Source organism: Streptosporangium brasiliense (genome assembly GCF_030811595.1).
In the GTDB taxonomy this organism is placed as follows: Bacteria; Actinomycetota; Actinomycetes; order Streptosporangiales; family Streptosporangiaceae; genus Streptosporangium; species Streptosporangium brasiliense.
The window spans coordinates 5,312,901-5,336,824 of record NZ_JAUSRB010000002.1 but is presented as its reverse complement, the minus strand read 5'-3'; the positions used below and the strand labels follow the sequence as shown (position 1 = coordinate 5,336,824).

20 protein-coding genes and 1 pseudogene are annotated in these 23,924 nt (G+C 71.8%); 14 read left to right on the top strand and 7 right to left on the bottom strand.

The genetic code is table 11. The annotated features are described in order from the left end of the window. Window positions 1-77 precede the first annotated feature (77 nt). Together J2S55_RS32955 and J2S55_RS32950 are read left to right on the top strand one after the other, a co-directional pair. Window positions 78-1,067, top strand: a complete 990-nt coding sequence (locus J2S55_RS32955; RefSeq protein ID WP_306868859.1) for a COX15/CtaA family protein — start codon at window positions 78-80, stop codon at window positions 1,065-1,067. Between the two features lie 68 nt (window positions 1,068-1,135). Further along, complete coding sequence (locus J2S55_RS32950; protein ID WP_306868857.1) at window positions 1,136-1,816, top strand: SanA/YdcF family protein; 681 nt, start codon at window positions 1,136-1,138, stop codon at window positions 1,814-1,816. A 79-nt stretch (window positions 1,817-1,895) separates the two neighbouring features. Here the strand turns inward: J2S55_RS32950 and J2S55_RS32945 are convergent, their stop codons facing one another. Both J2S55_RS32945 and J2S55_RS32940 read right to left on the bottom strand, forming a co-directional pair. Further along, window positions 1,896-3,110 carry a PrsW family intramembrane metalloprotease gene (locus J2S55_RS32945; protein ID WP_306868855.1) on the bottom strand — a complete coding sequence of 405 codons (1,215 nt, stop codon included), beginning with the start codon at window positions 3,108-3,110 and terminating at the stop codon, window positions 1,896-1,898. Between the two features lie 89 nt (window positions 3,111-3,199). Continuing rightward, window positions 3,200-4,153 (bottom strand): heme o synthase, encoded by a 954-nt coding sequence (locus tag J2S55_RS32940; protein ID WP_306868854.1) that lies wholly within the window; start codon window positions 4,151-4,153, stop codon window positions 3,200-3,202. Between the two features lie 322 nt (window positions 4,154-4,475). On the opposite strand from J2S55_RS32940, the gene tkt reads away from it, so the two are divergent. The 7 genes from tkt to J2S55_RS32905 all read left to right on the top strand — a co-directional run bounded on the left by tkt (window position 4,476) and on the right by J2S55_RS32905 (window position 13,632). Further along, the gene (gene tkt / locus J2S55_RS32935; protein WP_306868852.1) at window positions 4,476-6,572 is read left to right on the top strand and encodes a transketolase; all 2,097 of its coding nucleotides are present in this window, start codon (window positions 4,476-4,478) and stop codon (window positions 6,570-6,572) included. Window positions 6,573-6,574: 2 nt separating this feature from the next. Then, window positions 6,575-7,678, top strand: coding sequence for a transaldolase (tal, locus tag J2S55_RS32930; RefSeq protein ID WP_306868851.1), 1,104 nt, complete (start codon window positions 6,575-6,577; stop codon window positions 7,676-7,678). A 5-nt stretch (window positions 7,679-7,683) separates the two neighbouring features. Next, window positions 7,684-9,312, top strand: coding sequence for a phosphoglucose isomerase-related protein (locus J2S55_RS32925; RefSeq protein ID WP_306868850.1), 1,629 nt, complete (start codon window positions 7,684-7,686; stop codon window positions 9,310-9,312). Next, on the top strand, window positions 9,313-10,995 hold the full coding sequence (gene zwf / locus J2S55_RS32920; RefSeq protein WP_306868849.1) for a glucose-6-phosphate dehydrogenase: 1,683 nt from the start codon (window positions 9,313-9,315) through the stop codon (window positions 10,993-10,995). Continuing rightward, complete coding sequence (locus J2S55_RS32915) at window positions 10,996-11,907, top strand: glucose-6-phosphate dehydrogenase assembly protein OpcA (protein WP_306868846.1); 912 nt, start codon at window positions 10,996-10,998, stop codon at window positions 11,905-11,907. A gap of 69 nt (window positions 11,908-11,976) precedes the next feature. After that, the gene (gene pgl, locus J2S55_RS32910; protein ID WP_306868845.1) at window positions 11,977-12,750 is read left to right on the top strand and encodes a 6-phosphogluconolactonase; all 774 of its coding nucleotides are present in this window, start codon (window positions 11,977-11,979) and stop codon (window positions 12,748-12,750) included. Between the two features lie 222 nt (window positions 12,751-12,972). Beyond that, on the top strand, window positions 12,973-13,632 hold the full coding sequence (locus J2S55_RS32905) for a class I SAM-dependent DNA methyltransferase (protein WP_306868844.1): 660 nt from the start codon (window positions 12,973-12,975) through the stop codon (window positions 13,630-13,632). A gap of 252 nt (window positions 13,633-13,884) precedes the next feature. On the opposite strand, the gene J2S55_RS32900 is transcribed toward J2S55_RS32905, so the two are convergent. The 4 genes from J2S55_RS32900 to add form a co-directional block, all read right to left on the bottom strand. Then, window positions 13,885-14,874: a BtrH N-terminal domain-containing protein gene (locus J2S55_RS32900; protein ID WP_306868843.1), complete on the bottom strand. Its 990-nt coding sequence runs from the start codon at window positions 14,872-14,874 to the stop codon at window positions 13,885-13,887. Next, window positions 14,871-15,200 carry a MerR family transcriptional regulator gene (locus J2S55_RS32895; RefSeq protein WP_306868841.1) on the bottom strand — a complete coding sequence of 110 codons (330 nt, stop codon included), beginning with the start codon at window positions 15,198-15,200 and terminating at the stop codon, window positions 14,871-14,873. Before J2S55_RS32895 ends, J2S55_RS32900 begins: the two co-directional genes overlap by 4 nt. A gap of 170 nt (window positions 15,201-15,370) precedes the next feature. After that, window positions 15,371-15,703, bottom strand: coding sequence for a YnfA family protein (locus tag J2S55_RS32890; protein ID WP_306868839.1), 333 nt, complete (start codon window positions 15,701-15,703; stop codon window positions 15,371-15,373). A gap of 221 nt (window positions 15,704-15,924) precedes the next feature. Beyond that, window positions 15,925-16,947 (bottom strand): adenosine deaminase, encoded by a 1,023-nt coding sequence (gene add, locus J2S55_RS32885; RefSeq protein WP_306868838.1) that lies wholly within the window; start codon window positions 16,945-16,947, stop codon window positions 15,925-15,927. A gap of 248 nt (window positions 16,948-17,195) precedes the next feature. On the opposite strand from add, the pseudogene J2S55_RS32880 reads away from it, so the two are divergent. Further along, window positions 17,196-17,651 (top strand): annotated as a pseudogene (locus tag J2S55_RS32880) (Clp protease N-terminal domain-containing protein); the annotation flags it as partial. A gap of 192 nt (window positions 17,652-17,843) precedes the next feature. Here J2S55_RS32880 and J2S55_RS32875 read toward each other — a convergent pair. Next, window positions 17,844-18,878 (bottom strand): GNAT family N-acetyltransferase, encoded by a 1,035-nt coding sequence (locus tag J2S55_RS32875; RefSeq protein WP_306868837.1) that lies wholly within the window; start codon window positions 18,876-18,878, stop codon window positions 17,844-17,846. Window positions 18,879-19,044: 166 nt separating this feature from the next. Here J2S55_RS32875 and J2S55_RS32870 point away from each other — a divergent pair, with 166 nt between their 5' ends. From J2S55_RS32870 to J2S55_RS32855, 4 genes are all read left to right on the top strand, one after another. Continuing rightward, window positions 19,045-20,445 carry an NAD(P)/FAD-dependent oxidoreductase gene (locus J2S55_RS32870; RefSeq protein ID WP_306868836.1) on the top strand — a complete coding sequence of 467 codons (1,401 nt, stop codon included), beginning with the start codon at window positions 19,045-19,047 and terminating at the stop codon, window positions 20,443-20,445. Between the two features lie 55 nt (window positions 20,446-20,500). Beyond that, window positions 20,501-22,114 (top strand): amidohydrolase, encoded by a 1,614-nt coding sequence (locus J2S55_RS32865; RefSeq protein WP_306868834.1) that lies wholly within the window; start codon window positions 20,501-20,503, stop codon window positions 22,112-22,114. A 128-nt stretch (window positions 22,115-22,242) separates the two neighbouring features. Further along, window positions 22,243-23,502, top strand: a complete 1,260-nt coding sequence (locus J2S55_RS32860; RefSeq protein ID WP_306868832.1) for an MFS transporter — start codon at window positions 22,243-22,245, stop codon at window positions 23,500-23,502. 41 nt (window positions 23,503-23,543) lie between these two features. Continuing rightward, window positions 23,544-23,906: a DUF488 domain-containing protein gene (locus tag J2S55_RS32855; protein WP_306868831.1), complete on the top strand. Its 363-nt coding sequence runs from the start codon at window positions 23,544-23,546 to the stop codon at window positions 23,904-23,906. The last annotated feature ends 18 nt before the right edge of the window (window positions 23,907-23,924 follow it).

Below are 23,924 nucleotides of genomic sequence, written 5' to 3'. Positions count from 1 at the left end.
TACACCGACAGATCATCATGGGTCAGGCGGATGGGCCACCGACGGGACCGCCACCACCGCCGCCTAACATGTGAGCCGTGAAGCACCTCCTTGACCAGGCCCGTCGGCATGCCGTGAACCTGTCGCAGACCCTGTGGTCCCCGACGCCCGTCACCCTGCGGCGCTGGGCGTGGGTCGCGGTGGCCGCCAACGCGGGCATCACCGTGACCGGCGCGGCGGTCCGGGTCTCCAAGTCGGGGCTGGGCTGCCCGACCTGGCCCAGGTGCACCCCCGACAGCCTGCTCCCGACCGCCCACGGCGAGATCTCGCCGATCAACATGGCCGTCGAGTTCGGCAACCGGCTGCTGACCTTCCTGGTCCTGGCCATCGGCCTGGCCTGCCTGGTCGCCGCGCTGAGGCTGCTGCCGCGCCGCCGTGACCTGGTCCGCCTGGCCTGGCTGCAGCCGATCGGCGTGGCCGCGCAGGCGCTCTGGGGCGGCCTGGTCGTGCGCAGCGTGCTCAACCCGATCACCGTGAGCGTGCACTTCCTGATCTCCATCGGCCTGATCGCCGCCTCCTTCGCCCTCTACGCCCGCGCCAAGGAGGGCGACGCCGCGCCGGAGCGGGTGGTCCACCGCGACATCCGCACGCTCGGCTACGCGCTCATCGCCGCGGTGGCCGTGCTGCTCGTCGTGGGCGTGGTGGTGACCGGCACCGGACCGCACTCCGGGGACGAGATGGCCTCCCGCTTCCCCTTCGACATCGAGACCGTGGCCAGGATCCACGCCGACGTCGTCTACGTCGTGGTCGGGCTCACCTTCGCCCTGCTGTTCGCGCTGCACGTGACCGACGCGCCCGCCGCCGCGCGGCGGGCGGCGCTGACGCTGCTGGCCGTGGAGCTGGCCCAGGGGGTCATCGGCTACGTCCAGTACTTCCTGGCCGTGCCCGCCTTCCTGGTCGGCCTGCACGTGTTCGGCGCGACCCTGGTGTGGATCGGCGCGCTGCGGACGGTGTACGCCCTGCGGTCGCGGGGCCCGCTGGGCGCGCCGACCGGCCGCCGGGACATCCGCGACTCCGTCGCCGCCTAGCCGTACCCCGCGCGACCGCGCGGCCGGGCGGGCTCGACCGCGCCCCGCGCAGCCGGGACAATGGCCCGATGCCGCTGTCACGTAGAGTCCTCCGGCGCTCCTACCAGGGAGCCGTGCTGCTGAGCGTGCTCGCGATCGCCCCGCTGACGTGGGCCTGGCTGGCCAGTTCCGGGCACCGGGCGGTCGCCGACTCCTCCCCCGGCTGGGTGCGCGAGGTCCCCCCGGCGCCGGTGGCGCTGGTCCTGGGGGCCGGGGCCTGGCGGAACACCCCCTCCCCCATGCTGGCCCGGCGGCTGGACATCGCCGCCGAGCTGTACCGGGCGGGCCGGGTGAAGGCGATCCTGCTGTCGGGTGACAACAGCCGGGCCGACTACGACGAGCCCACCGTGATGCGCGACTACCTGCTCGCCCGCCGCGTCCCCGCCGGCGCGCTCGTCCTGGACTACGCCGGCTTCGACACCTGGGACTCGTGCGTACGGGCCCGCGACGTGTTCGGGGCCACCCGGCTGACCGTGGTCACCCAGGTCTTCCACCTGCCCAGGGCCGTCACGCTGTGCCGTACGGCGGGCCTGGACGCCTTCGGCGTCGGCGACGACTCGGCCAGGCGGTGGGCCTCCACCTACCTCTACGCCTCCCGCGAGTTCTTCGCCTCGGCGAAGGGCCTCCTCGACTCGGTGGTCCTCGACTCCGCCCCCGTCTTCCCCGGACCGCGCGAGACCGCCCTCGACACCGCGCTCCGGCGGGGATGAGCCCCCGCCGCGCGGCGGGCGGTGCGCGGCCCGCCGGCGCGGCGGCCGGGTGAACGCCGCGGCGGCCCCCGCCGACGCGCTACCGGTGGGGCGGGTAGGGACCGCCCGGCGGCGGCTGGGGGACGTGTCCGGGCGGGGCGTGGCCCCCGGCGACCGGGGGCGCCTGCGGGGCCGGGACGGGGAAGTGGGCGCGGGCGGCCGCCATGCACTCCAGCAGCGCCTGCTGCTCCTCGTCGAACGTGCGCTCACCGATCATGCGGCGCCTGGCCCGCTCGTGGAGCAGGCCGAGCTCGGTGGCCGCGAGCTGGTAGTCGTTCATCGCCCGCAGCCCGGTCCGGCCGCCCTCCGTCCTGGCCCACTGCCTGGCCCCGCGGCGGCCCGGCAGCGAGGAGAGCATGGCCACGTCGTGGGGGCCCACCAGACCGGTCGCCTGGTAGGCGGGCAGGTAGGTCTGGATGAGCCCGATGATGCGCTTGCGGTCCCGGAAGACGATCGCGATCAGGACGAACAGCACGACCATCAGCAGCACGTAGGCGATGGCCAGGCCGCCGATGCCGACGTAGGAGGCGAAGCCGTTCCAGATGCCGTGCAGCAGCATCGCGCCGATCCAGCCCGCGGCGATCACGAAGATCCGCACCGGCCCCTGGCGCTGCGCGGCGTAGGCCACCGCGACACCGATCATCGAGGTGAACAGCGGATGCGCGAACGGCGACAGGATGCCCCGCAGCACGACTGTCACCGCCAGGCCCTGCGCGCCCATGTCGTCGAGCGCGGCCACGTAGTAGCTGACGTTCTCGCTCATCGCGAAGCCGAGGCCGACCATGCTGGCGTAGATGATGCCGTCGGTGGGCCCGTCGAGTTCGGCCCGCTTGAACCTGAGCAGGCCCAGCAGGACCAGCCCCTTCATCGTCTCCTCCACGACGGGCGCGCCGAAGGTCGCGGCGATGTTGCGGGAGCTGTCGTAGCCCAGCCGGACGGTGTTCTCGATGTAGATCAGGTTGAAGGAGTTGATCAGGCCCGCGACCAGGACCGCCACGCCCGCTCCCCAGGCGAACGCGAAGATCAGGTTGCTCCGCGGCTCCGGCTCCATGCGGTCCAGCGCGAGCACCGCGGCCAGCAGCACCGGGACCGGCGCCAGGGCCAGCGCGAGCGCGATGAAGAAGTAGACCGGATCGCCGTTCAGCACGTCGAAGGAGAACGACGCCAGCGCGCACAGCCCGGCCACGACAAGACCGGCGATCAGCGCGACAGACGGGCGGTCCTTGAACACCCACCGAGGATCACGGCTTGCCATGTGGCAACCGTAACCGCTGACGTCCTCGCCGTGCACGACGGCGGGGGATTCCCGGGAGCGCAGCGCCCGCCGCGGCCCGGCCGGGCCGCTCAGACAAGCATCGAGTCGACGGCGACGGCGAGGAACAGCAGCGCCAGATAGGCGTTGGACCAGTGGAAGAAGCGCATCGGGCGCAGGTCCACGCCGGTCTTGCCGGCATTGACGCGGCCGAGGAGGCGGTAGACCTCCCACAGGCAGGCGGCGCCGAGGACGACGGCCACGGCGGGGTAGAGCAGCGTGGTTCCGGCGATCGGCCACAGCAGCAGCGAGCACAGCACCGTCGCCCAGGTGTAGGCGATGCTCTCCAGCACCACGCGGCGCTCGGTGGCGACCACCGGGAGCATGGGGACCTTCGCGGCGGCGTAGTCCTCCTTGTAGCGCATGGCGAGGGTCCAGGTGTGCGGCGGGGTCCAGAAGAAGACCACGCCGAACAGCACCACCGGGGCCCAGTCGAGGCTGCCGGTGATGCCGGCCCAGCCGATCAGCACCGGCATGCACCCCGCCAGGCCCCCCCACACCACGTTCTGGGAGGTCCGCCGCTTCAGGATCATCGAGTAGACGAGGACGTAGAACAGGTTGGCCGCCAGCGACAGGCCGGCCGCGAGCCAATTCACCGTCAAGCCGAGGCCAAGAGTGGACAGCACGCCGAGGACGACCCCGAAAATCAGCGCGTTGCCCGGCGGGACCTGGTCGCGGGCCAGCGGCCGGCGCCGGGTGCGGCGCATCGCGGCGTCGATGTCACGGTCGATGTAGCAGTTCAGCGCGTTCGCGCTGCCCGCCGACAGGGTGCCGAACACCAGGGTGGACACGGCGATCCACAGCGGCGGCAGGCCACGGGCGGCCAGGAACATCACCGGCAGCGTCGTGATCAGCAGCAGCTCGATGATCCGCGGCTTGGTGAGGGCGACGTAGGCCTTCACGACGTCGCCGAGCGAACGCGGCGCGACGGCGTCCGTCGCGCCCGTCGCCGACGGGGCCGTCGATTGCTTGTCGGTCAGCACCATCTAAGGCGCTTCCTGCACGTGCGGGGTCAACGCGTAACCTCTGATTAGAGCGAATCCGTGAATGCGGGCACCAGCCAGCCTTGAAGACTCAACTGTAGTTGTTGGGGTGGCCGGTTCCGGCATGGGGTGCGGGGGCGGCACGACGGGATGCCTCGTGGGCGTTCCGTCCGCGCAGCTCACCACTCCTGTGGGCTCGCCCCGGATCGGCCTACGCAACGGTAGCGAGGCCGACCCGTTAGGGTCCGGTGTGGGCGGGAAAAGCCAAACCGGCGCCACCATCACACGACAAGATCCGGAGATCGAGCACTTGAGCAGCGAACTCGTGCCAGCCCTTGAATGGAGCGACCTGGACCGTCAGGCGGTCGACGTCGTCCGGGCCCTGGCAATGGACGCGGTAGAGAAGGCGGGTTCGGGCCACCCGGGCACCGCGATGAGCCTCGCGCCCGCCGCGTACCTGCTTTTCCAGCAGACGTTGCGGCACGACCCTTCCGACCCCACCTGGGTGGGCCGGGACCGTTTTGTTCTTTCCGCTGGACACACCAGTCTGACGCTTTACATCCAGCTCTTCCTTTCGGGCTACGGCCTGTCCCTGGACGATCTGAAGGGGCTGCGCCAGTGGGGCAGCCTGACCCCGGGCCACCCGGAGCACGGGCACACCGTCGGCGTGGAGACCACCACCGGCCCGCTGGGCCAGGGGCTGGGCAACGCGGTGGGCATGGCCATGGCCGCCCGCCGCGAGCGCGGCCTCTTCGACCCGGACGCGGCCCCGGGCACCAGCCCGTTCGACCACATGATCTGGTGCATCGCCTCCGAGGGTGACATCGAGGAGGGCGTCAGCCACGAGGTCAGCGCCATCGCCGGTCACCAGAAGCTGGGCAACCTGGTCGTCGTCTTCGACAGCAACCACATCTCGATCGAGGACGACACCCAGATCGCGCTGAGCGAGGACATCGCCAAGCGCTACGAGGCCTACGGTTGGCACGTCCAGACGGTCGACTGGACCAACGACGGCGAATACACCGAGGACGTCGAGGCGCTGCACCAGGCCCTGGAGGCCGCGCGCGCCGAGACCGACCGGCCGTCGTTCATCCGCCTGCGCACCGTCATCGGCTGGCCCGCCCCGAACAAGCAGAACACCGGCAAGGCCCACGGCTCGGCCCTGGGCGCCGAGGAGATCGCCGCCACCAAGACGGTCATGGGCCAGGACCCGGCCAAGAGCTTCGACGTCCCGGCCGAGGTGCTGGAGCACGCCCGCAAGGTCGTCGAGCGCGGCCGCGCGGCCCACTCCGAGTGGGAGAAGGCCTACCAGAACTGGCGCTCGGCCAACCCCGAGCGGGCGGCCGAGTTCGACCGGATCAGCGCGCGGCGGCTGCCGTCGGGCTGGGCCGAGGCGCTGCCGTCCTTCGAGCCCGGCGCCGCCGTCGCCACCCGCAAGGCCTCCGGCGAGGTGCTCAACAGCCTCGCGCCCGTGCTGCCCGAGCTGTGGGGCGGTTCGGCCGACCTGGCCGAGTCCAACAACACCACGATGAAGGGCGAGCCGTCCTTCATCCCGGAGGAATACCAGACCAAGGAGTTCCCGGGCAACCGCTACGGGCGCACCCTGCACTTCGGCATCCGCGAGCACGGCATGGGGTCGATCCTCAACGGCATCGCGCTGCACAACGGCACCCGCCCCTACGGCGGCACGTTCCTGGTCTTCAGCGACTACATGCGCCCCGCCGTACGGCTGGCGGCGCTGATGAAGCTGCCGGTCACCTACGTGTGGACGCACGACTCCATCGGCCTGGGCGAGGACGGCCCGACCCACCAGCCGGTCGAGCACCTGTGGGCGCTGCGCGCCATCCCGGGTCTGGACGTCGTCCGCCCGGCCGACGCCAACGAGACCGCCGCCGCCTGGCGGGTCGTGCTGGAGCACGGCGACCGCCCGGCCGCGCTGGCGCTGACCCGCCAGAACCTCCCGGTCTACGCGGGCACCGCCGACGCCACGAAGGTCGCCCGCGGCGCCTACGTCCTGGAGGACGCCTCCAACGGCCAGCCCGAGGTGATCCTGATCGGCACCGGCTCGGAGGTCCAGCTCGCCGTGGAGGCCCGCGCGATGCTGGAGGCCGAGGGCATCCCGGCCCGGGTCGTGTCGATGCCCTGCGTCGAGTGGTTCCAGGCCCAGGACGCGGCCTACCAGCAGACGGTGCTGCCCTCGGCGGTCCGCGCGCGCGTCGCCGTCGAAGCGGGAATCGCGCTGGGCTGGCGGCAGTTCGTGGGAGATGAAGGGGAAGTGGTCAGCCTGGAGCACTTCGGCGCCTCGGCTCCCTACAAGACCCTTTTCGAGCAGTTCGGACTGACCGCCGAGCGCGTGGCCGCCGCCGCCAAGGGGAGCCTCGCACGGACCGGGGCCGACAAGGGCGAGACGACGGGAAACTGATCATGAGTGAGATCCTTAAGAAGCTCTCCGAGCAGGGTGTCTCCATCTGGCTGGACGACATCAGCCGCGAGCGCCTGCGCACCGGCAACCTGGAGTCGCTGATCCGCGACAAGCACGTGGTCGGTGTCACCTCCAACCCGACGATCTTCGCCTCGGCGCTGAGCAAGGGTGACGCCTACGACAGCCAGCTCCACGACCTGTCGGTGCGCGGGGTGGACGTCGAGGAGGCGGTGCGCGCCATCACCACCTACGACATCCGCTGGGCCGCCGACGTGCTCAGGCCGGTCTACGACGCCACCGGCGGCGTGGACGGCCGGGTCTCCATCGAGGTGGACCCCCGCCTGGCCAGGGAGACCGACAAGACCGTCGCCGAGGCGCGCGCGCTGTGGTGGATGGTCGACCGTCCCAACCTGTTCATCAAGATCCCGGCCACGGTCGAGGGTCTGCCCGCGATCACCCAGGCGATCTCCGAGGGCATCAGCGTCAACGTCACGCTGATCTTCTCCCTGGAGCGCTACCGCGCCGTGATGGACGCCTGGCTGACGGGCCTGGAGCGCGCGCAGGCCAACGGCCTGGACCTGGCCCGCATCGAGTCGGTGGCCTCGTTCTTCGTCAGCCGCGTGGACAGCGAGATCGACAAGCGCCTGGAGAAGACCGGCACGCCCGAGGCCAAGGCGCTCAAGGGCAAGGCGGCCATCGCCAACGCCCGCCTCGCCTTCGCCGCCTTCGAGGATGTGGTCAACTCTCCGCGCTGGCAGGCGCTGGCCGCGGCCGGGGCCCGTCCGCAGCGCCCGCTGTGGGCCTCCACCGGCACCAAGGACCCGAGCTACCCCGACACCCTCTACGTCGACGAGCTCGTCACCTCGGGCACGGTCAACACGATGCCGGAGAAGACCCTCGACGCCGTGGCCGGCCACGGCCGGATCGACGGCGACACCATCCGTCCCTCCTACGAGGACGCCTGGAACACCATGGCCGCTCTCAAGGAGGTGGGCATCGACTACGACGACGTGGTGAGGGTGCTGGAGGAGGAGGGCGTGGAGAAGTTCGAAGCGTCCTGGAACGAGCTCCTGGCCACCGTCTCCGCCGAACTGCGGAAGGCGTGAACCATATGTCAGTGTCCGTGACGTTCAGCGAGGAGCGCCTGGCCGAACAGGCCGCTGAGACGGCCCGGCGGCTGGCCGCCGAAGGGGTGCCCGCGGCCCTGGCCGCCGGCGACCCCGCCCTGTGGGGTCCGGAGGCCCAGCCCGAGGCGGCGATCCGCCTCGGCTGGCTCGGCCTCCCGCGGACCAGCAGGGAGCTGCTGCCGGAGATCGGCAAGCTCGTCGAGCGGGTCCGCGCGGAGGGCCTGGACCACGTGGTCCTGGCGGGCATGGGCGGCTCCTCGCTCGCCCCGGAGGTCATCTGTGCCACCGCCGACGTGCCGCTGACCGTGCTCGACACCACCGACCCCGGTCAGGTGCGCAGGGCGCTGGAGGACCGCCTGGAGCGCACGATCGTGGTGGTCGCCAGCAAGAGCGGCGGCACGGTCGAGACCGACAGCCACCGGCGGATCTACGAGAAGGCCTTCCGCGAGGCGGGGATCGACCCGGCCGAGCGGATCGTCGTGGTCACCGACCCGGGCTCGCCGCTGGAGCAGACCGCCGCGGAGGCGGGCTACCGGGTCTTCCTGGCCGACCCCGACGTGGGCGGCCGCTACAGCGCCCTGTCGGCCTTCGGCCTGGTGCCCAGCGCGCTGGCCGGGGCCGACGTCCAGCAGTTGCTGGACGACGCGGCCGCGGTGCAGCCGCTGCTCGCGCAGGCCGAGGGCAACCCCGGCCTGGACCTCGGCGCCGCCCTGGGCGCCGCCGCGGTCGCCGGCCGCGACAAGCTCGTGCTGGAGGACAGCCTCTCGGAGATCAACGGTCTGCCCGACTGGATCGAGCAGCTGGTCGCCGAGTCCACCGGCAAGAACGGCAAGGGCATCCTGCCGATCGTCGGCGCCGACCCGGGCGAGGCCGAGGACGAGCTGGTCGCCGGGATCGACTCCGACGGCGCCGTGACCGTCAGCGGGCCGCTGGGCGCGCAGTTCCTCGTCTGGGAGTACGCCACGGCCGTCGCCGGCCGCGTCCTGGGCATCAACCCGTTCGACCAGCCGAACGTGGCCGAGTCCAAGGAGAACACCGGCGAGCTGCTGGACCGGACGGAGCTGCCGGTCGGCACCCCGATCCTGGTCGACGGCCCGGTCGAGGTCTACGGCGAGCTGCCCGGCCCGGAGGCCCCCAAGGACCTGTCCGAGGTGTTCACCCAGCTGCTGGAGGCCGTCCCCGGCGACGGCTATCTCGCGATCATGGCCTACCTCGACCGGGAGGCGGCCTTCGACGCCCCCCACGCCGAGGGCGCCTCGTTCGAGGAGATGACCGACGCGTGGAGCGCGGCCGACCCGGCCACGCTGCGCGCGCAGCTCGCGGTCCGGACCGAGCGGCCGATCACCTTCGGCTGGGGTCCCCGGTTCCTGCACTCCACCGGCCAGTACCACAAGGGTGGTCCGCAGAACGGCGTGTTCCTGCAGATCACCGGGGCCGTGGAGGAGGACGTCGAGGTGCCCGGCAGGCCCTACACCCTGGGCCGCCTCCAGCTCGCGCAGGCTCTGGGAGACCAGGGCGCGCTGGCCAAGCGCGGGCGTCCCACCGTACGGCTGCACCTGACCGATCGCGCGGCCGGTGTCGCGCGCCTGCTCGCGGCAGCGCGGGAGGTCTGAATGGCCAAGGAACGCTCGACGGCGCAGGCCGACACGGCCGAGCCCGAGACCACCCCGACGGACGCCGCGCAGGCCGACGGCCTGCCGGCGGCCGGGGCGCACGCCGAGGAGTCGGTGACCGTCGCCTCGGCGGCCGCGACCGCCGCCACCACCGAGGAGGTGGTGCGGACCAACCCGCTGCGCGACCCGCGCGACAAGCGGCTGCCGCGGGTGGCGGGGCCGTGCGTGCTGGTGCTGTTCGGCGTGACGGGCGACCTGGCGCGCAAGAAGCTGCTGCCGGCGATCTACGACCTGGCGAACCGGGGGCTGCTGCCCCCGGGCTTCTCCCTGGTCGGCTTCGCCCGCCGCGACTGGAAGGACCAGGACTTCGCGCAGCTCACCCATGACGCCGTCAAGGAGCACGCGCGCACGCCCTTCCGCGAGGAGGTCTGGAAGCAGCTGTCGGAGGGCATCTTCTTCTGCCCGGGCGAGTTCACCGACGACGGCGCGTTCGACGCGCTGGCCATGATGCTCAAGGAGATCGACCAGACCCGGGGCACCGGCGGCAACTACGGTTTCTACCTGTCGGTCCCGCCGAAGTTCTTCCCGGTCGTGGTCGAGCAGCTCAAGCGGACCGGGCTGGCGCACGGCCCCGAGGGGTCCTGGCGCCGGGTGGTGATCGAGAAGCCATTCGGGCACGACCTGAAGAGCGCCCAGGAGCTCAACGCGATCACCAGCGCGGTCTTCCCGGAGAGCTCGGTGTTCCGCATCGACCACTACCTGGGCAAGGAGACCGTCCAGAACATCCTGGCGCTGCGCTTCGCCAACAACCTGTTCGAGCCGATCTGGAACCGGAGCTACGTCGACCACGTCCAGATCACGATGGCCGAGGACATCGGCATCGGCGGCCGGGCGGGTTACTACGACGGCATCGGCGCGGCCCGGGACGTGATCCAGAACCACCTGCTCCAACTGCTGGCCCTGGTGGCCATGGAGGACCCGACGTCGTTCGAGGCCAACTCGCTGCGCCGGGAGAAGGAGAAGGTCCTCAAAGCCGTGCAGCTGCCGCACGACCTGGCGGAGGCCACCGCGCGCGGCCGCTACGCGTCGGGCTGGCAGGGGGGCGAGCCGGTCGTCGGCTACACCCAGGAGGAGGGCATCCCGCCGGACTCCATCACCGAGACCTACGCCGCCATCAAGCTGGAGATCGCCAACCGGCGCTGGGCCGGGGTGCCGTTCTACCTGCGCACCGGCAAGCGGCTGAGCCGCCGGGTGACGGAGGTCGCCGTGGTGTTCCAGCGCGCGCCGCACCTGCCCTTCAGCAAGGACGACACCGAGATCCTGGGGCAGAACGCCCTGGTCATCCGGGTCCAGCCGGATGAGGGCATCACGGTGCGGTTCGGCTCCAAGGTGCCCGGCACCGCCATGGAGGTCCGGGACGTCTCGATGGACTTCGCCTACGGCGAGTCGTTCATGGAGTCCTCCCCCGAGGCCTACGAGCGGCTGCTGCTGGACGTGCTGATCGGCGACCCGCCGCTCTTCCCGCACCAGCGCGAGGTCGAGCTGTCGTGGAAGATCCTCGACCCGATCGAGGAGTTCTGGGCCTCCCAGGGACCGCCGGAGGAGTATCCGGCGGGCACCTGGGGTCCCAAGTCGGCCGACGAGATGATGGCCCGCGACGGACGCGCGTGGAGGAGGTTGTAAATGGCGAGCTTCATGCTCAGCGACACGACCGCGTCGAAGATCTCCTCACAGCTCACCCAGCTGCGCCACCAGATGGGCACCCCCGCGGTCGGCATGGTGCTGACCCTGGTGGTGATCAGCGACGAGAGCAACCAGTACGACGCGGTCCGGGCCGCGACCGAGGCGGCCAGGGAGCACCCCTCCCGGATACTGGTCGTCATCCCCCGCGACCCGCAGGAGCCCAACCGGCTCGACGCCGAGCTGCGCTTCGGCGAGTCCACCCCGGGCGAGGTGATCCTGCTGCGCCTGTACGGCGAGCTCACCGAGCACGCCGAATCGGTGGTCGGGCCGCTGCTGCTCACCGACACCCCGGTGGTGGCCTGGTGGCCGGGCGACTGCCCGGAGGTGCCCGCCAAGGACCCGATCGGCATGCTCGCCCAGCGCCGCATCGTCGACGCCCGGTCGGCGGCCGACTCGGTGCAGGCGATCACCAGCCGGGCCCGCGGCTACGTCCCCGGCGACACCGACCTGGCCTGGACCCGGCTGACGTCGTGGCGGAGCCTGCTGGCCGCCGCGTTCGACCAGACGGTGGGCAAGGTCAAGAAGGGCGAGGTGGCGGCCGTGCCCGGCCACGCCAGCGCCCTTCTGCTGGGGGCCTGGCTCAGCGAGCGCCTGGGCGCCCAGGTGAAGGTCTCCGAGTCGGCGGGTCCCGGCCTGACCGCGGTCAAGCTGGCCACCCCCGACGGCGACATCTCCATCAACCGGGGCGACGGCCGCCTGGCCACCCTGTCCCGGCCGGGCCAGCCGGACCGGCGGGTCGCCCTGATCCGCCGCCCGACGTCGGAGCTGCTCGCCGAGGAGCTCCGGCGGCTGGACCCCGACGAGATCTACGCGGCCGCGATCCGGCGGCTCGCCCGGACGCACAGGTCCTGACCTGTGAGCGCCCCGCGGTCGTCCGCGGGGCGCTCCTTTTCATCGAAGCCCGTCGAGAGAGAAGTCCCCGTGAGCGTTCCCACCGTGATCATCCACCGCGACGCCGACATGCTCGCCAAGGCCGCCGCCGCCCGGGTGATCACCCGCACGGTCGACGTGCAGTCGGGCAAGGGCTCGGCCTCGCTGGTGCTGACCGGCGGCACCATCGGCATCGCCACGTTGGCCGAGATCGCCGCCAGCCCCGCCCGCGACGCCATCGACTGGCGCAACCTGGACATCTGGTGGGGCGACGAGCGCTTCCTGCCCTCCGGCCACCCCGAGCGCAACGAGACCGGCGCCCGCAAGGCCCTCCTCGACCACGTCGACGTCGACCCCGCCCGCGTCCACGTGATGCGCGGCCCCGATTCGGGCATGACCGCCGAGGAGTCCGCCGAGGCCTACGCCGAGGAGCTGCGCCGGGCCGCACGTCCGGAAGACCACGGCCCGGCGCCGTCGTTCGACGTCATGATGCTGGGCATGGGCCCGGACAGCCACGTGGCCTCGCTGTTCCCGGGCATGCCGGCCCTGTACGAGACGCGCCCGGTGGTGGCGGTGCACGGCGCTCCCAAGCCCCCGCCCACCCGCATCTCGCTCACGCTGCCGGTCATCCAGGGGGCGCGTGAGGTGTGGGTGATCGCCGCCGGCGAGGAGAAGGCGGGAGCCGTACGGCTGGCGCTGTCGGACTCGGGTCCGGTACAGGTCCCGGCGGCGGGTGCGCGCGGCCGGCAGGGGACGCTGTTCCTGCTGGACAGGGCGTCCGCCTCGAAGATCCCCTCGTCCCTGGGACGGCTCTCCTCCCCCTGAGCCCTCCCCGGCCTGCCCTGAGCCCCCCGGAGCCCTCCGAGCCGACCTGTCGTCGGTGAAGGCGCCGTGGACGGTCCCGGCGCCGGCGACGGCCGGACGCGTCAGGATCTGGATCAAGGTCCGTGAGGTGGTGACAGTGCGTGACGATCACCAGCGGGTGGGGAGCACGTGCTTCCGGAGAAGCGGTGTGCACCCTTGGCCACTTGAGCTATCTTGTCCGACATGATCACCGAGGGCTGGTTGGCAGACACCCGGGCGTCCTACGACACCGTCGCCGCAAGTTATGCGGACCGGGTTCGCGACCTGCTCGATCAAACGCCCTACGAACGCGCCTTCCTGGCGCTGTTCGCCGATCTGGTGCGGACCGCCGGCCGGGGGCCGGTTGCGGACGTGGGATGCGGGTCCGGGAGGATCACGGCCTACCTGCAAAAACTGGGCGTGGACGCGTTCGGGATCGACCTGTCGCCCGCGATGGTCGAGGTAGCTCGGCGCGATCACCCCGGCCTGCGGTTCGAGGTCGGTTCCATGACGGACCTCGAACTCGCCGACGCCTCGATGGCCGGTCTGGTCGCCTGGTACTCGCTGATCCACGTTCCCGACGACGAGATCGGCGCGGTCTTCACGCACTTCCAGCGAGTGTTGCGGCCCGACGGTCCACTGCTGCTCGGCTTCCACGTGGGCGATGAGTCCCGATTGATCACCAAAGGCTACGGGGAGCATCCGATGAGGGTCTACGTTCATCGCCGCCGGCCTGACCAAGTGGCCGCCTGGCTCAACGACGCCGGCTTCACGGTCGAGGCGCAGATGACTCTGAGCTCAGCCGAGAGCACGCTCGGGGGAGTTCTCATGGCGCGTCGGCGGCCCGATACCCAGCAGGGGTGAATCGCCCCGGCTTCGATGGGGACCGGGGGCATACCACCTCGACGGTTGATTCCGACGGGGTCCGTCGGGCTGGTGTCGAACGGAGCAGGGCTTCGAACTCCCCCGGCGTCGCGTGACGCCAGGAGGGTGCCGGAAATGATCCCCGCCCCCTCGGGGCCGTCGATGCTCGGAGCGGGCCAGGAGCTGCGCGAAGAGAGCTCTTCCGATAGTGAAGGTCTTTGAGGACCGTCAGAGCTGGATCCGCTCGGTGTCTCACTCCCGCAGGCGGCTCAGCGCCTGCATGGCCTCGCGCTCTATGCGTGAAAGATCGCACAGGACGGTGCCCGCCTGCGCGAGATACTGCGCCTCGCCTGATTCGCCGGCTTCTGTGATCAATGCTGCGGCTCCCGTCCACAGGGTGGCCGCCTCGGCGTACAGCCCGTGGCCGGTGCGCAGGTGGCTGCTGTCGAGCAGTTGGGTGCAGTCGGCGAGGAAGTCGCGGTAGAGATTACGGAACAGGGCGCCGCCGGTGCCGGCCTTCTCCATCAGGAGGGCGGCCTGAGGCAGGTCCCGTCGCGGGTTGTCGGTCCGCTGGAGCCAGGTGCGTACCAGCTTCCCGGCCCGCTCGATGCCACGGTGACCCAGGTTGGCGATGGGCGGGTTGAGGAAAGCGTCGGCACAGGCGGTGATGGCGGGAATGATCCGGTCCCGCGGGGAGGGCAGGCTCCTCGGAACGGTGAGGGTGAAGGACCGGTGCTTGGCGGTCATCGGGCCGCGCGCGGCCCTGGCCTGGGCGATGCTGGTCAGGCTGGTGGACACCGCTCCGCCCTGCTGGGCGGTGTCCACCAGGTAGGCGTCGTGGTCGTCATAGCCGTACATGGCGACGACATGACCGCCGAAGTGCACCTTCGACCCGAAGTAATCCAGGTGGTAGCTGTCGAGCTGCAGTCCGACGGGGCGGCCGGCGTCGATGGGGGCTGTCACGTTCTCCCATGCCCTGCGGGGGGAAGTGGTCTCCTGGACCAGGAGTTCCAGCCCGAGTCTGGTGGCCAGGTTCCTGGTGAGGTCGAAAGGCTTGACCCGTCCCCCGAGGAAGGGGAAGTCCATGTTCTTGCCGTCCCAGTAGATGAAGGACAGACCGGAGCCGAGGCCGAAGAGCATGGGCTCGGACAGATCGAGTCCTTGGTGCCGCAGCAGCACCCCCAGAGCCGTCGTCTCGCAGTGCTGCATGCCGCGGGCGTCGACGTCTTTCACCGTGGTCATGCCATGCTCTCCTGGACGGGGATGATCAGCCGGGTCATCGCTTCTTCTCGCGGTGCCGCTGCCGGCCCGACGAGACAGGCCTCACGTACGGGCGCTTGCGGGCGCGGTCCGCACTCGTGGACGGCGGCGGAGAGCGCGCGGTAGGCCGGCGGCTGGGCGAAGGTCAGGGCATCACGTGCCTGTTCAGGCGCGTGACAGCGGTAGCCGGAGCCGGCGTCCACACGAGCTGGAGCCGACAGCCCCGTCTCGTCGTGGTGCGGTAGCCGCTTGGCGCCGAGTCGGCACAGGCGGGCGGAGCGCCCGATGGTGAGAAGTCCGTCTTGCACGCCATCATGATGGACTCTCCCACGGGGGGAGAGTCCACCGCTGTGCCCATTGGCCCCAAGGTCGCCCTGCTCCTCTTCGCCGTCGTCATCGTTCGGGGCGTCCGGATGTGGAGCTGGGCGACCGCGCCGGAGCTGTGCGGCTGCTTGCTCACCTTCATGGGCCAAGGACATCAGCCCCGCGGCGCATACATGATCGTCAAGACTCCGGCCAGGCAGATCAGCGCCCCGAGCACGTCCCAGCGATCGGGCCGGAAGCCGTCGGCGACCATGCCCCACACCAGGGAGCCGGCCACGAACACACCGCCGTAAGCGGCCAGCACGCGGCCGAAGTTCGGGTCGCTCTGGAAGGTCGCGACGAACCCGTACAGGCCCAACGCGATCACGCCCCCGCCGATCCAGACCAGGCCGCGCTGCTCGCGCACGCCTTGCCAGACCAGCCAGGCGCCACCGATCTCGAACAGCGCGGCCAGGGCGAACAACAGCAGAGAGCGGACGATCGTCATGGCCGTTATTGCACCAGGCCGGACGGGAGCACACGACACCCGGGCCGCCGGCCGGTACTGGTCGGCGTCCGCCGCCGCGTCGGCAGGCCTGACCGCGTGCGGCAGCAGCCCTGCTGCGGCGCCGCCGGCGCCCCCACCACCACGCGGCACCGGCTCGCCGTCGACGTCATCCTTCTCGGCGGCAACCGCTGTTCCCGCCCCCCTCAGCCCCCCGGGGCGGGTCAGGAGCCGGCCCCGTCCAGCGCGTCGATCTCGTCGAGGATCGCCCGCTTGCCCGCCGGGTCCAGGCAGGAGGCGTTGACGGCGTTGCGGGCCAGCGCCGCCAGTGCCCGCCGGTCCAGGCCGAAGACCTCGGCGGCGACCCGGTACTCGTCGCTCAGGGTGGTGGCGAACATGGGCGGGTCGTCGCTGTTCAGGGTGACGTACAGGCCCTCCTCCAGCATGCGCGGCAGGGGATGGTCCTTGATGTGGGCGACCTGGCCGGTGCAGACGTTGGAGGTGGGGCAGACCTCCAGGGGGATCTGGGTGTCGCGGAGGTGGGCGACCAGGCGGGGGTCGTCCAGGCAGGCGATGCCGTGGCCGATCCGCTCGGCGCCCAGCCCGTCGAGGACCTCCCAGATGGTCTCCGGGCCGGTCATCTCCCCCGCGTGCGGGAGGCTGCGCAGCCCGGCGGCGGTGGCGGCGCGGAAGGCGTCTCTGAAGGCGTCCCGGTACGGCGGGCGCTTCTGCTCGATACCGGCCAGGCCAAAACCTACCAATTCCCGGGGAGGTTCCTGGAGGGCATGGTCCAGTGTCACCCGGGCGGCCTCGGCCCCGTACTCGCCGGGGATGTCGAAGATGTAGCCGACCCGGACGCCGTGTTCGGCGGCCGCGCGCCGGGCGGCCAGGTCGAGCGCCTCGGTGACCGCGCGCATGGGCATGCCCACCACGTGGTGGGCGTAGGGAGTGACGGTCAGCTCGACGTAGCGCGCGTTCTGCGCCGCCAGGTCCCCGGCCAGGCCGACCACCAGCGTCTCGACGTCCTCGGGCTCGCGGACCAGGGCGTTGACCGCCCCGTAGACCTCGGCGAAGTGCGGGAAGTCGCGGAAGGCGTAGAAGTCGCGCAGCTCCTCCTCCACGGTGGGCACCCGGCTGCCGGGGTGACGCCGGGACAGCTCCAGGACGGTGGGGACGGAGGCGGAGCCGATCAGGTGGACGTGGAGCTCGACCTTGGGGAGCAGGTCGATGAAGGCGTCGATCATCATGGGGCGACCCTACGCACGCCATGTCGGCACGCGGTAGAGATAGCGCCTTAATCTCACACAAAAATGTAAGACTATGGCGTCTTGCCTGGACAGCCCGGTCCGGACCGGCGAGCGCCGAGGAATCGGGCGGACCGGCGGGCACCCCGCCGGCGGGCGGAGCGGGATTCCGCACCGGGACGCCCCTCCCTTCACGGGAAACCTGGCGCATAGTGGGTGCTAGGAATCCGGCACCCCCACGGAGGCCACTCGTGTTCGAGCGCTTCACAGACCGTGCCCGCCGTGTCGTGGTCCTGGCCCAGGAGGAGGCCCGGCGGCTCGGCCACGACCACATCGGCACCGAGCACATCCTGCTCGGCCTGCTCGGGGAGGACGGCGCCGCCGACCGCGCGCTGCGGGCCGTCGGCATCAGCCGCGAGCAGGTCCGCGACGAGATCGAGGAGATCATCGGCCGAGGCGCCGACGCTCCGCCCGGCCACATCCCGTTCACCCCGCGGGCCAAGAAGGTGCTGGAGCTGTCCCTGCGGGAGGCCCTCGACCTGCACCACGGCCACATCGGCACCGAGCACATCCTGCTCGGCCTGATCCGCGAGGGCGAGGGCGTCGCGGCCCAGGTCCTCACCGGGCGGGGCGCCCGGCTGGAGGCCGTACGCGCCCAGGTGCTCACGCTCATCGGGCGGGGCGGCCCCGGCCGCCCGCCGGTCGCCGAGGAGGGCTTTCACGGCGACCGGCGGGCGGCCGACGCGCGGCTGGAGCGGATCCAGGAGAGCCTGGACCGCATCGAGCGCCGCCTGGACGCCATGGGAGCGCCCGCGGACCCGGGCCCGCGGGACGACGGCTAGCGTCCGCCCGGTCCGGGGCCCCTGAGCGATCCCGGACCGGGCGGACCTGTGACGGGTTCAGCTCGGGGATGCCGTCGCCATCACGCCCACGGCCAGCCTGGCTTCCACCACGCCGGGGTCCTCGGTGTGGCCCAGGGTCGCGCCCAGCGAGACCAGGAGCCTGCGCATGCGCGCGTTGTCCGACAGCAGGGTGGCCCTGACCTCGGCGAAACCCAGGTCACGGGCCTCAGCGACGATCATCCTGGCCAGCGCCGAGCCCAGGCCCCTGCCCTGCCAGCGGTCCTCGACCAGGAAGGCCATCTCGGCGATGCCGGGGTCGGGGGTGAACATCAGGTTGGCCAGCGCGATGACCTGGCCGTCGTGCCCGGCGACAAGGGAGTGGCCGCGGGTGCGGTCGCAGAGCCGGTCGAAGACGCGGGGCGGCAGCACGGGCATCGAGGTGAAGTAGCGGAACCGGCGCGCCTCGGGCGAGCAGCGGTCGTGCAGGTCGCGGACCGCCTCGCGGTAGAGCCGCGTCAGCGGGCGGATCTGCGTCCGGGTGCCGTCGGACAGCTTGACGGCCCGCTCGGTGCCCGCCGGCCGGTGGGGCGGGGGCTGCGCCAGCCGTACGAAGGCGGCGGCCCGGGCGGCCTCGGTCAGCGTGAAGGGCAGCTCCGCCCGGCGCAGCCGGATGGCGCGGCGCGGGGCCACCGGCACGGTCAGCAGCGTCGGGTCCGGCAGGTCGCTCATGTCCGCACCGTAGACCCACCGGGAGTCGTCGGCGCGCAGCAGCTCTCCCAGCAGCTCGGGCAGGCGCCAGGGCATCGCGCGCAGGCGGGAGGCGAGCAGGAGCGCGCGGGTGGGCTCGTCGGTGAGCTGGTGGGCGGTCGCGGCGACGACCTTGACCTGCCGGCCGCCGGCCGCCTCCAGCGCCTCGCGCACGGCCTCGGGCCCGGCGGGGATCTCGGCCACGAACTCGTCCACGGTGCCGTCCGCGTCGGACTGGACGCTCAGGCCCAGGATGTTGCCCCCCTTCTCGGCGAGTGCGGCGGCCAGTGACGCCAACCGTCCCGGACGCTCGTCAACCGTCGTACGTATCCTCAGAAACCCCATCGGAACGCTCCCTCCGTCAGGCACAGCCTGCCGGAGTCCTGTTACAGACCTGCTACACATGAGTGAGCCCGCCGTTACGTCAGAGATGATCACCCATGACGCGGTTCTACAACGGTTTCCGTCGGATGCTGCGTCGTAATTGACGGATATAGCAGGATATGTGGCCATGAGCACGCGTGTTCCCCGGTCTGGGGATTTTGTCAATGGAGATGTCTCCTTCTGGTACCGCTCCCTCGGCATCCCCACGGCCGGCGCTCCCCTCGACGGCGACCGCGACGCGGACGTGGTGATCGTCGGCGCCGGCTACACCGGCCTGTGGACCGCCTACTACCTGAAGAAGGCCAGCCCGAGCCTGCGGGTCTTGGTGCTGGAGAAGGAGTTCGCCGGGTACGGCGCGTCCGGGCGCAACGGCGGCTGGCTGGTGGGCGAGCTCGCGGGCACCCCGGAACGTTACGCCCGCACGCACGGCACGGACGCGGCCAAGCGGCTCCAGCGGGTGATGTTCGAGGCGATCGACGAGGTCATCGCGGTCGCCAAGGACGAGAACATCGACGCCGACATCGTCAAGGGCGGCGTCACCACGGTCGCCACCAACGCCGCCCAGGACCGGCGGCTGCGCCGGCTGCTCGCCCACGAGCGCCACTGGGGCTGGACCGAGGAGGACGTCCGGCTGCTGGACCCGGCCGAGCGGGAGAGCCGCCTGCGGGTCGACGGCGCGGTCAGCGCGATCTGGAGCCCGCACTGCGCCCGGATCCAGCCCGCCAAACTGGCCCGCGGCCTGGCCCGGGCCGTGCGCGACCTGGGGGTGGAGATCTTCGAGCGCACCCCGGTCACCGAGATCGCCCCGCGCGAGGCCCGCACGCCGTACGGCACGGTCCGCGCCGACCACGTCATCCGCGCGACCGAGGGGTTCACCGCCGAGCTGAAGCAGTATCACCGGACCTGGCTGCCGATGAACAGCTCGATGATCGTCACCGAGCCGCTGGGCGAGCTGTGGGACGCGATCGGCTGGGAGGGCTGCGAGCTGCTCGGCGACATGGCGCACTACTACATGTACGCCCAGCGCACCGCCGACGGCCGGATCGCCTTCGGCGGGCGCGGCAAGCCCTACCTGTACGGCTCCCGCGTGGACGACCGGGGCCACACCCACGAGTGGACCGTCGAGGCGCTGTGGGAGCTGCTGACCGGTATGTTCCCCGCGGTGAGGGCCTCCAAGGTCGCGCACGCCTGGTCCGGGGTGCTGGGCGTGCCGCGCGACTGGTGCGCCACCGTGCACCTCGACCGGGCCACCGGCATCGGCTGGGCGGGCGGCTACACCGGCCACGGGGTAACCACCGCCAACCTGGCCGGCCGCACCCTGCGCGACCTGATCCTGCGCGAGGACACGGAGCTGACCGCGCTGCCCTGGGTGGACCGCAAGGTGCGAGGCTGGGAGGTGGAACCACTGCGGTGGATCGGCGTGCACGCCATGTACGACCTGTACCGGCGGGCCGACGCGAGGGAGAAGGCCGGGCTCGGCCGGACCTCCGTCCTGGCGAGCGTCGCCGACTCCATCACCGGACGTTAAGGAGAGTCATGATCTATCTGCCCGACGCCTTTCCCCGCGTCTCGACGGTGACCGAGTGAGCGACATCCTGTTCCGCGGCGGACGGGCCTTCCTGGCCGCCGACGCCTTCGCCGAGGCGGTGCTGGTCCGCGACGGCCGGATCGCCGCGGTGGGCACGGAGGCCGACGTCGTACGGCGGGCGGCCCCCGGCCACGAGACCGTCGACCTCGGCGGCGGCCTGCTGACCCCCGGCTTCACCGACTCCCACATGCACCCGGTCCAGGCCGGGCTGGAGCGGGCCAAGTGCGACCTGGCCGAGGTCTACGGCCTTCCGGAGTATCTGGAGCGGATCGCCGCCTACGCCGGGGCCAACCCCGGCCACGAGTGGATCGACGGCGGCGGCTGGGACATGGCCGCCTTCCCGGGCGGCCTGCCGCACCGCTCCCAGCTCGACTCCGTCGACCGCCCGGTCTATCTGATCCAGCGCGACCACCACGCCGCCTGGGTCAACACCCGGGCGCTGGAGCTGGCCGGGATCACCCGCGACACCCCCGACCCTGCCGACGGCCGGATCGAGCGCGACGCGGACGGCACGCCGAGCGGCGTGCTGCACGAGGGCGCGATGGACCTGGTGGGCCTGCTCACCCCGCGCCCCACGGCGCGGGACCTGTCCGAGGCGCTGCTCTCGGCCCAGGCCCATCTGTTCTCCCAGGGCATCACCGGCTGGCAGGACGCCATCGTCGGCTCCTACGCGGGCTCCGACGACCAGCTGCCCACCTACATCGCGGCGGCGGCCTCCGGGCGGTTGAAGGCCCGCGTCGTGGGCGCGCTCTGGTGGGACCGCACGCGCGGCGCCGAGCAGATCCCCGAGCTCATCGAGCGCCGCCGGTCGGCCGAGGGCCTCGAACGCTTCCGCGCCACCTCGGTGAAGATCATGCAGGACGGGATCACCGAGAACTTCACCGCCGCGGTGATCGAGCCCTACTGCCGCTGCGGCGGCACCGGGCTGTCGTACGTGGACCCCGCGCTGCTGAAGGACTACGTCGCCGAGCTGGACCGGCACGGCTTCCAGGTGCACTTCCACGCGATCGGCGAGCGCGCCGTCCGCGAGGCGCTGGACAGCTTCGAGGGGACCGACCCGGCCAACCGGCACCACATCGCGCACCTGCAGATCATCGAGCCGTCCGACGTGCCGCGCTTCGCCGCCCTCGGCGTGACGGCCAACCTGCAGCCGCTGTGGGCCACCCACCACGCCCAGATGGACGAGCTGACGATCCCGTTCCTGGGCGACGAGCGCTCGGCCTGGCAGTATCCGTTCGCCGACCTGCTGAAGGCGGGCACCCGGTTCTGCGCGGGCAGCGACTGGCCGGTCTCCAACGCCGACCCGATCCAGGGGATGCACGTGGCGGTCAACCGCACCGAGCCGGGCAGCTCGGTGCACGCCGACTATCCGACGGCGCAGACGCCGTTCCTGCCCGGCCAGAGCCTGGACCTGGCCACCGCGCTGACCGCCTACACCGCTGGCTCGGCCTGGATCAACCACGACGACGACGCCGGGACGATCACCCCGGGCAACCGCGCCGACCTGGTGGTGCTGGACCGCGACCCGTTCACCGAACCGGCCGCCGACATCTGGCGGACCGAGGTGGCGATGACCTTCGTCGGCGGCGAGCAGGTCTACCGGCGCTGATCTACCGCTCCCGGTGAGCCCCCGTGCGCTCCGCCACCCGCCCGCCGGCGGCCGGGCGCACGGGGACGTCCCCGAGCGGGCGGGGAGAACGACTTTGATCATCGCCTGGAATGGGCGATAGTCACCCCGTGACGCAGACAGAGGGAAACGGCCACCGTACCGCCCGCCCGCTCTGGCGCGACCGCGACTTCGGCGTCTTCTGGGCCTCCCAGACGCTCTCCGTCGCGGGAGACTCCTTCGCCTACATCGCCATCCCGCTGCTGGTGCTGCACGTGACCGGGTCGGTCGCGCAGATGGGCCTGCTGACGGGCGTCGCGGGCGCGGCGTCGGTCTGCGCCGGGATCTTCGCGGGGGTCCTGGTGGACCGGCTCGACCGGCGGGCCTTGATGATCTTCTGTGATCTCACCCGGACCGTGCTGTACGGGCTCGTCCCGCTGGTCTGGGCGTTCGGCCCGCAGGTCTGGCTGCTGTACGTGGTGCTGCCGGTGGCCGAGGCCGTCGGGATGGTCTTCCAGGTCACCTACGTGACCGCGGTGCGCAACCTCGTCCCCGGCGAGCGCATCACCGAGGCCAACGGCCGGCTCTACGCGACCTCCGCCGCGGCCGGGATCGGCGGTCCCCTCCTCGCCGGCGTGGTCTCGGGACAGTACGGCCCGACCGCGGCGATCGCCATCAACGCGGCGAGCTTCGCGGTGTCGGCGGTGGGCATCTATTCCCTCCGGTTCTCCCGGGACGGGGACGCCGCGCCCGCGCCGCCGCGCCGGCGGCCCTGGCTGGAACTGCTGGCCGGGGTCCGCTTCCTCTGGGGCCACCCGGTGCTGCGCGCCCTGACCGTCCTGCTGTCCTTCTTCATCTTCCTGACGCTCGGCCTGACCGACGTCCTGATCTATCACCTCAAGCACGATCTCGGCCAGTCCGACGGCACCGTCGGCACGGTCCTCGCGGTCGCGGCGGTGGGCACGGTCGCCGGTTCGCTGATCGTGGCGCCCATCCGCCGCAGGCTGGGTTTCGGCACGTCGTGGATCGGCGCCCTGGCGGTGTCGGGGCTCGCCGTGGCGGCCGTCGGCGCCTCCCGCAGCGTCCCGGTGATCGCCACTCTGGTGGCCGTCTACCTCGGCGGCGTCAGCGTGGCCGGGATCTGCTCGATGTCACTGCGGCAGCAGGTCACCCCGGACCACCTGCTGGGCCGCGTCACCTCGGCGTTCTGGACCATCCACTTCTCCCTGGGCCCGGTGGGCGCGGCCGTCCTCACCTGGGGGGTGAGCCGCTACGGAGCCACCACGATCTACCCGCTCGCCGGCGTCGGCTGCCTGCTGATCGCGGTGGTCGCCCTGTTCACCCCCATCCGCCGCCCCGACCCCGAGCACACGGGACACGCCGTCCCCTGACGCGCCCGCTTCGGCGCCCCCGGGCGGGGTAGGCACCGAAGATGGGGGACATCGTCATCAGCCGGGTATACGACGCCGAGCCCGCCGAGGGGGCGGTGTTCCTCGTCGACGGGATGTGGCCGCGCGGCGTCCGCAAGGAGGATCTCAAGCTCGACGGGTGGGTCCGCGACCTCGCCCCCTCCGCCGAGCTGCGCCGCTGGTTCGGGCACCGACCGGAGCGCTTCGAGGAGTTCCGCCTCCGTTACCGGCAGGAGCTGGACCACGCCCCGGACGCCGTGCGCCCGCTGCTGGAGGCCGCCCGCCGGGGGCCGCTCACGCTCGTCTACGCGGCGAAGGACACCGAGCACAACAACGCCGTGGTGCTGCGGGACTACCTGCGGGACCGGCTCGCGGCGCCCGCCTAAGGAGGGCACGGCGAGCCG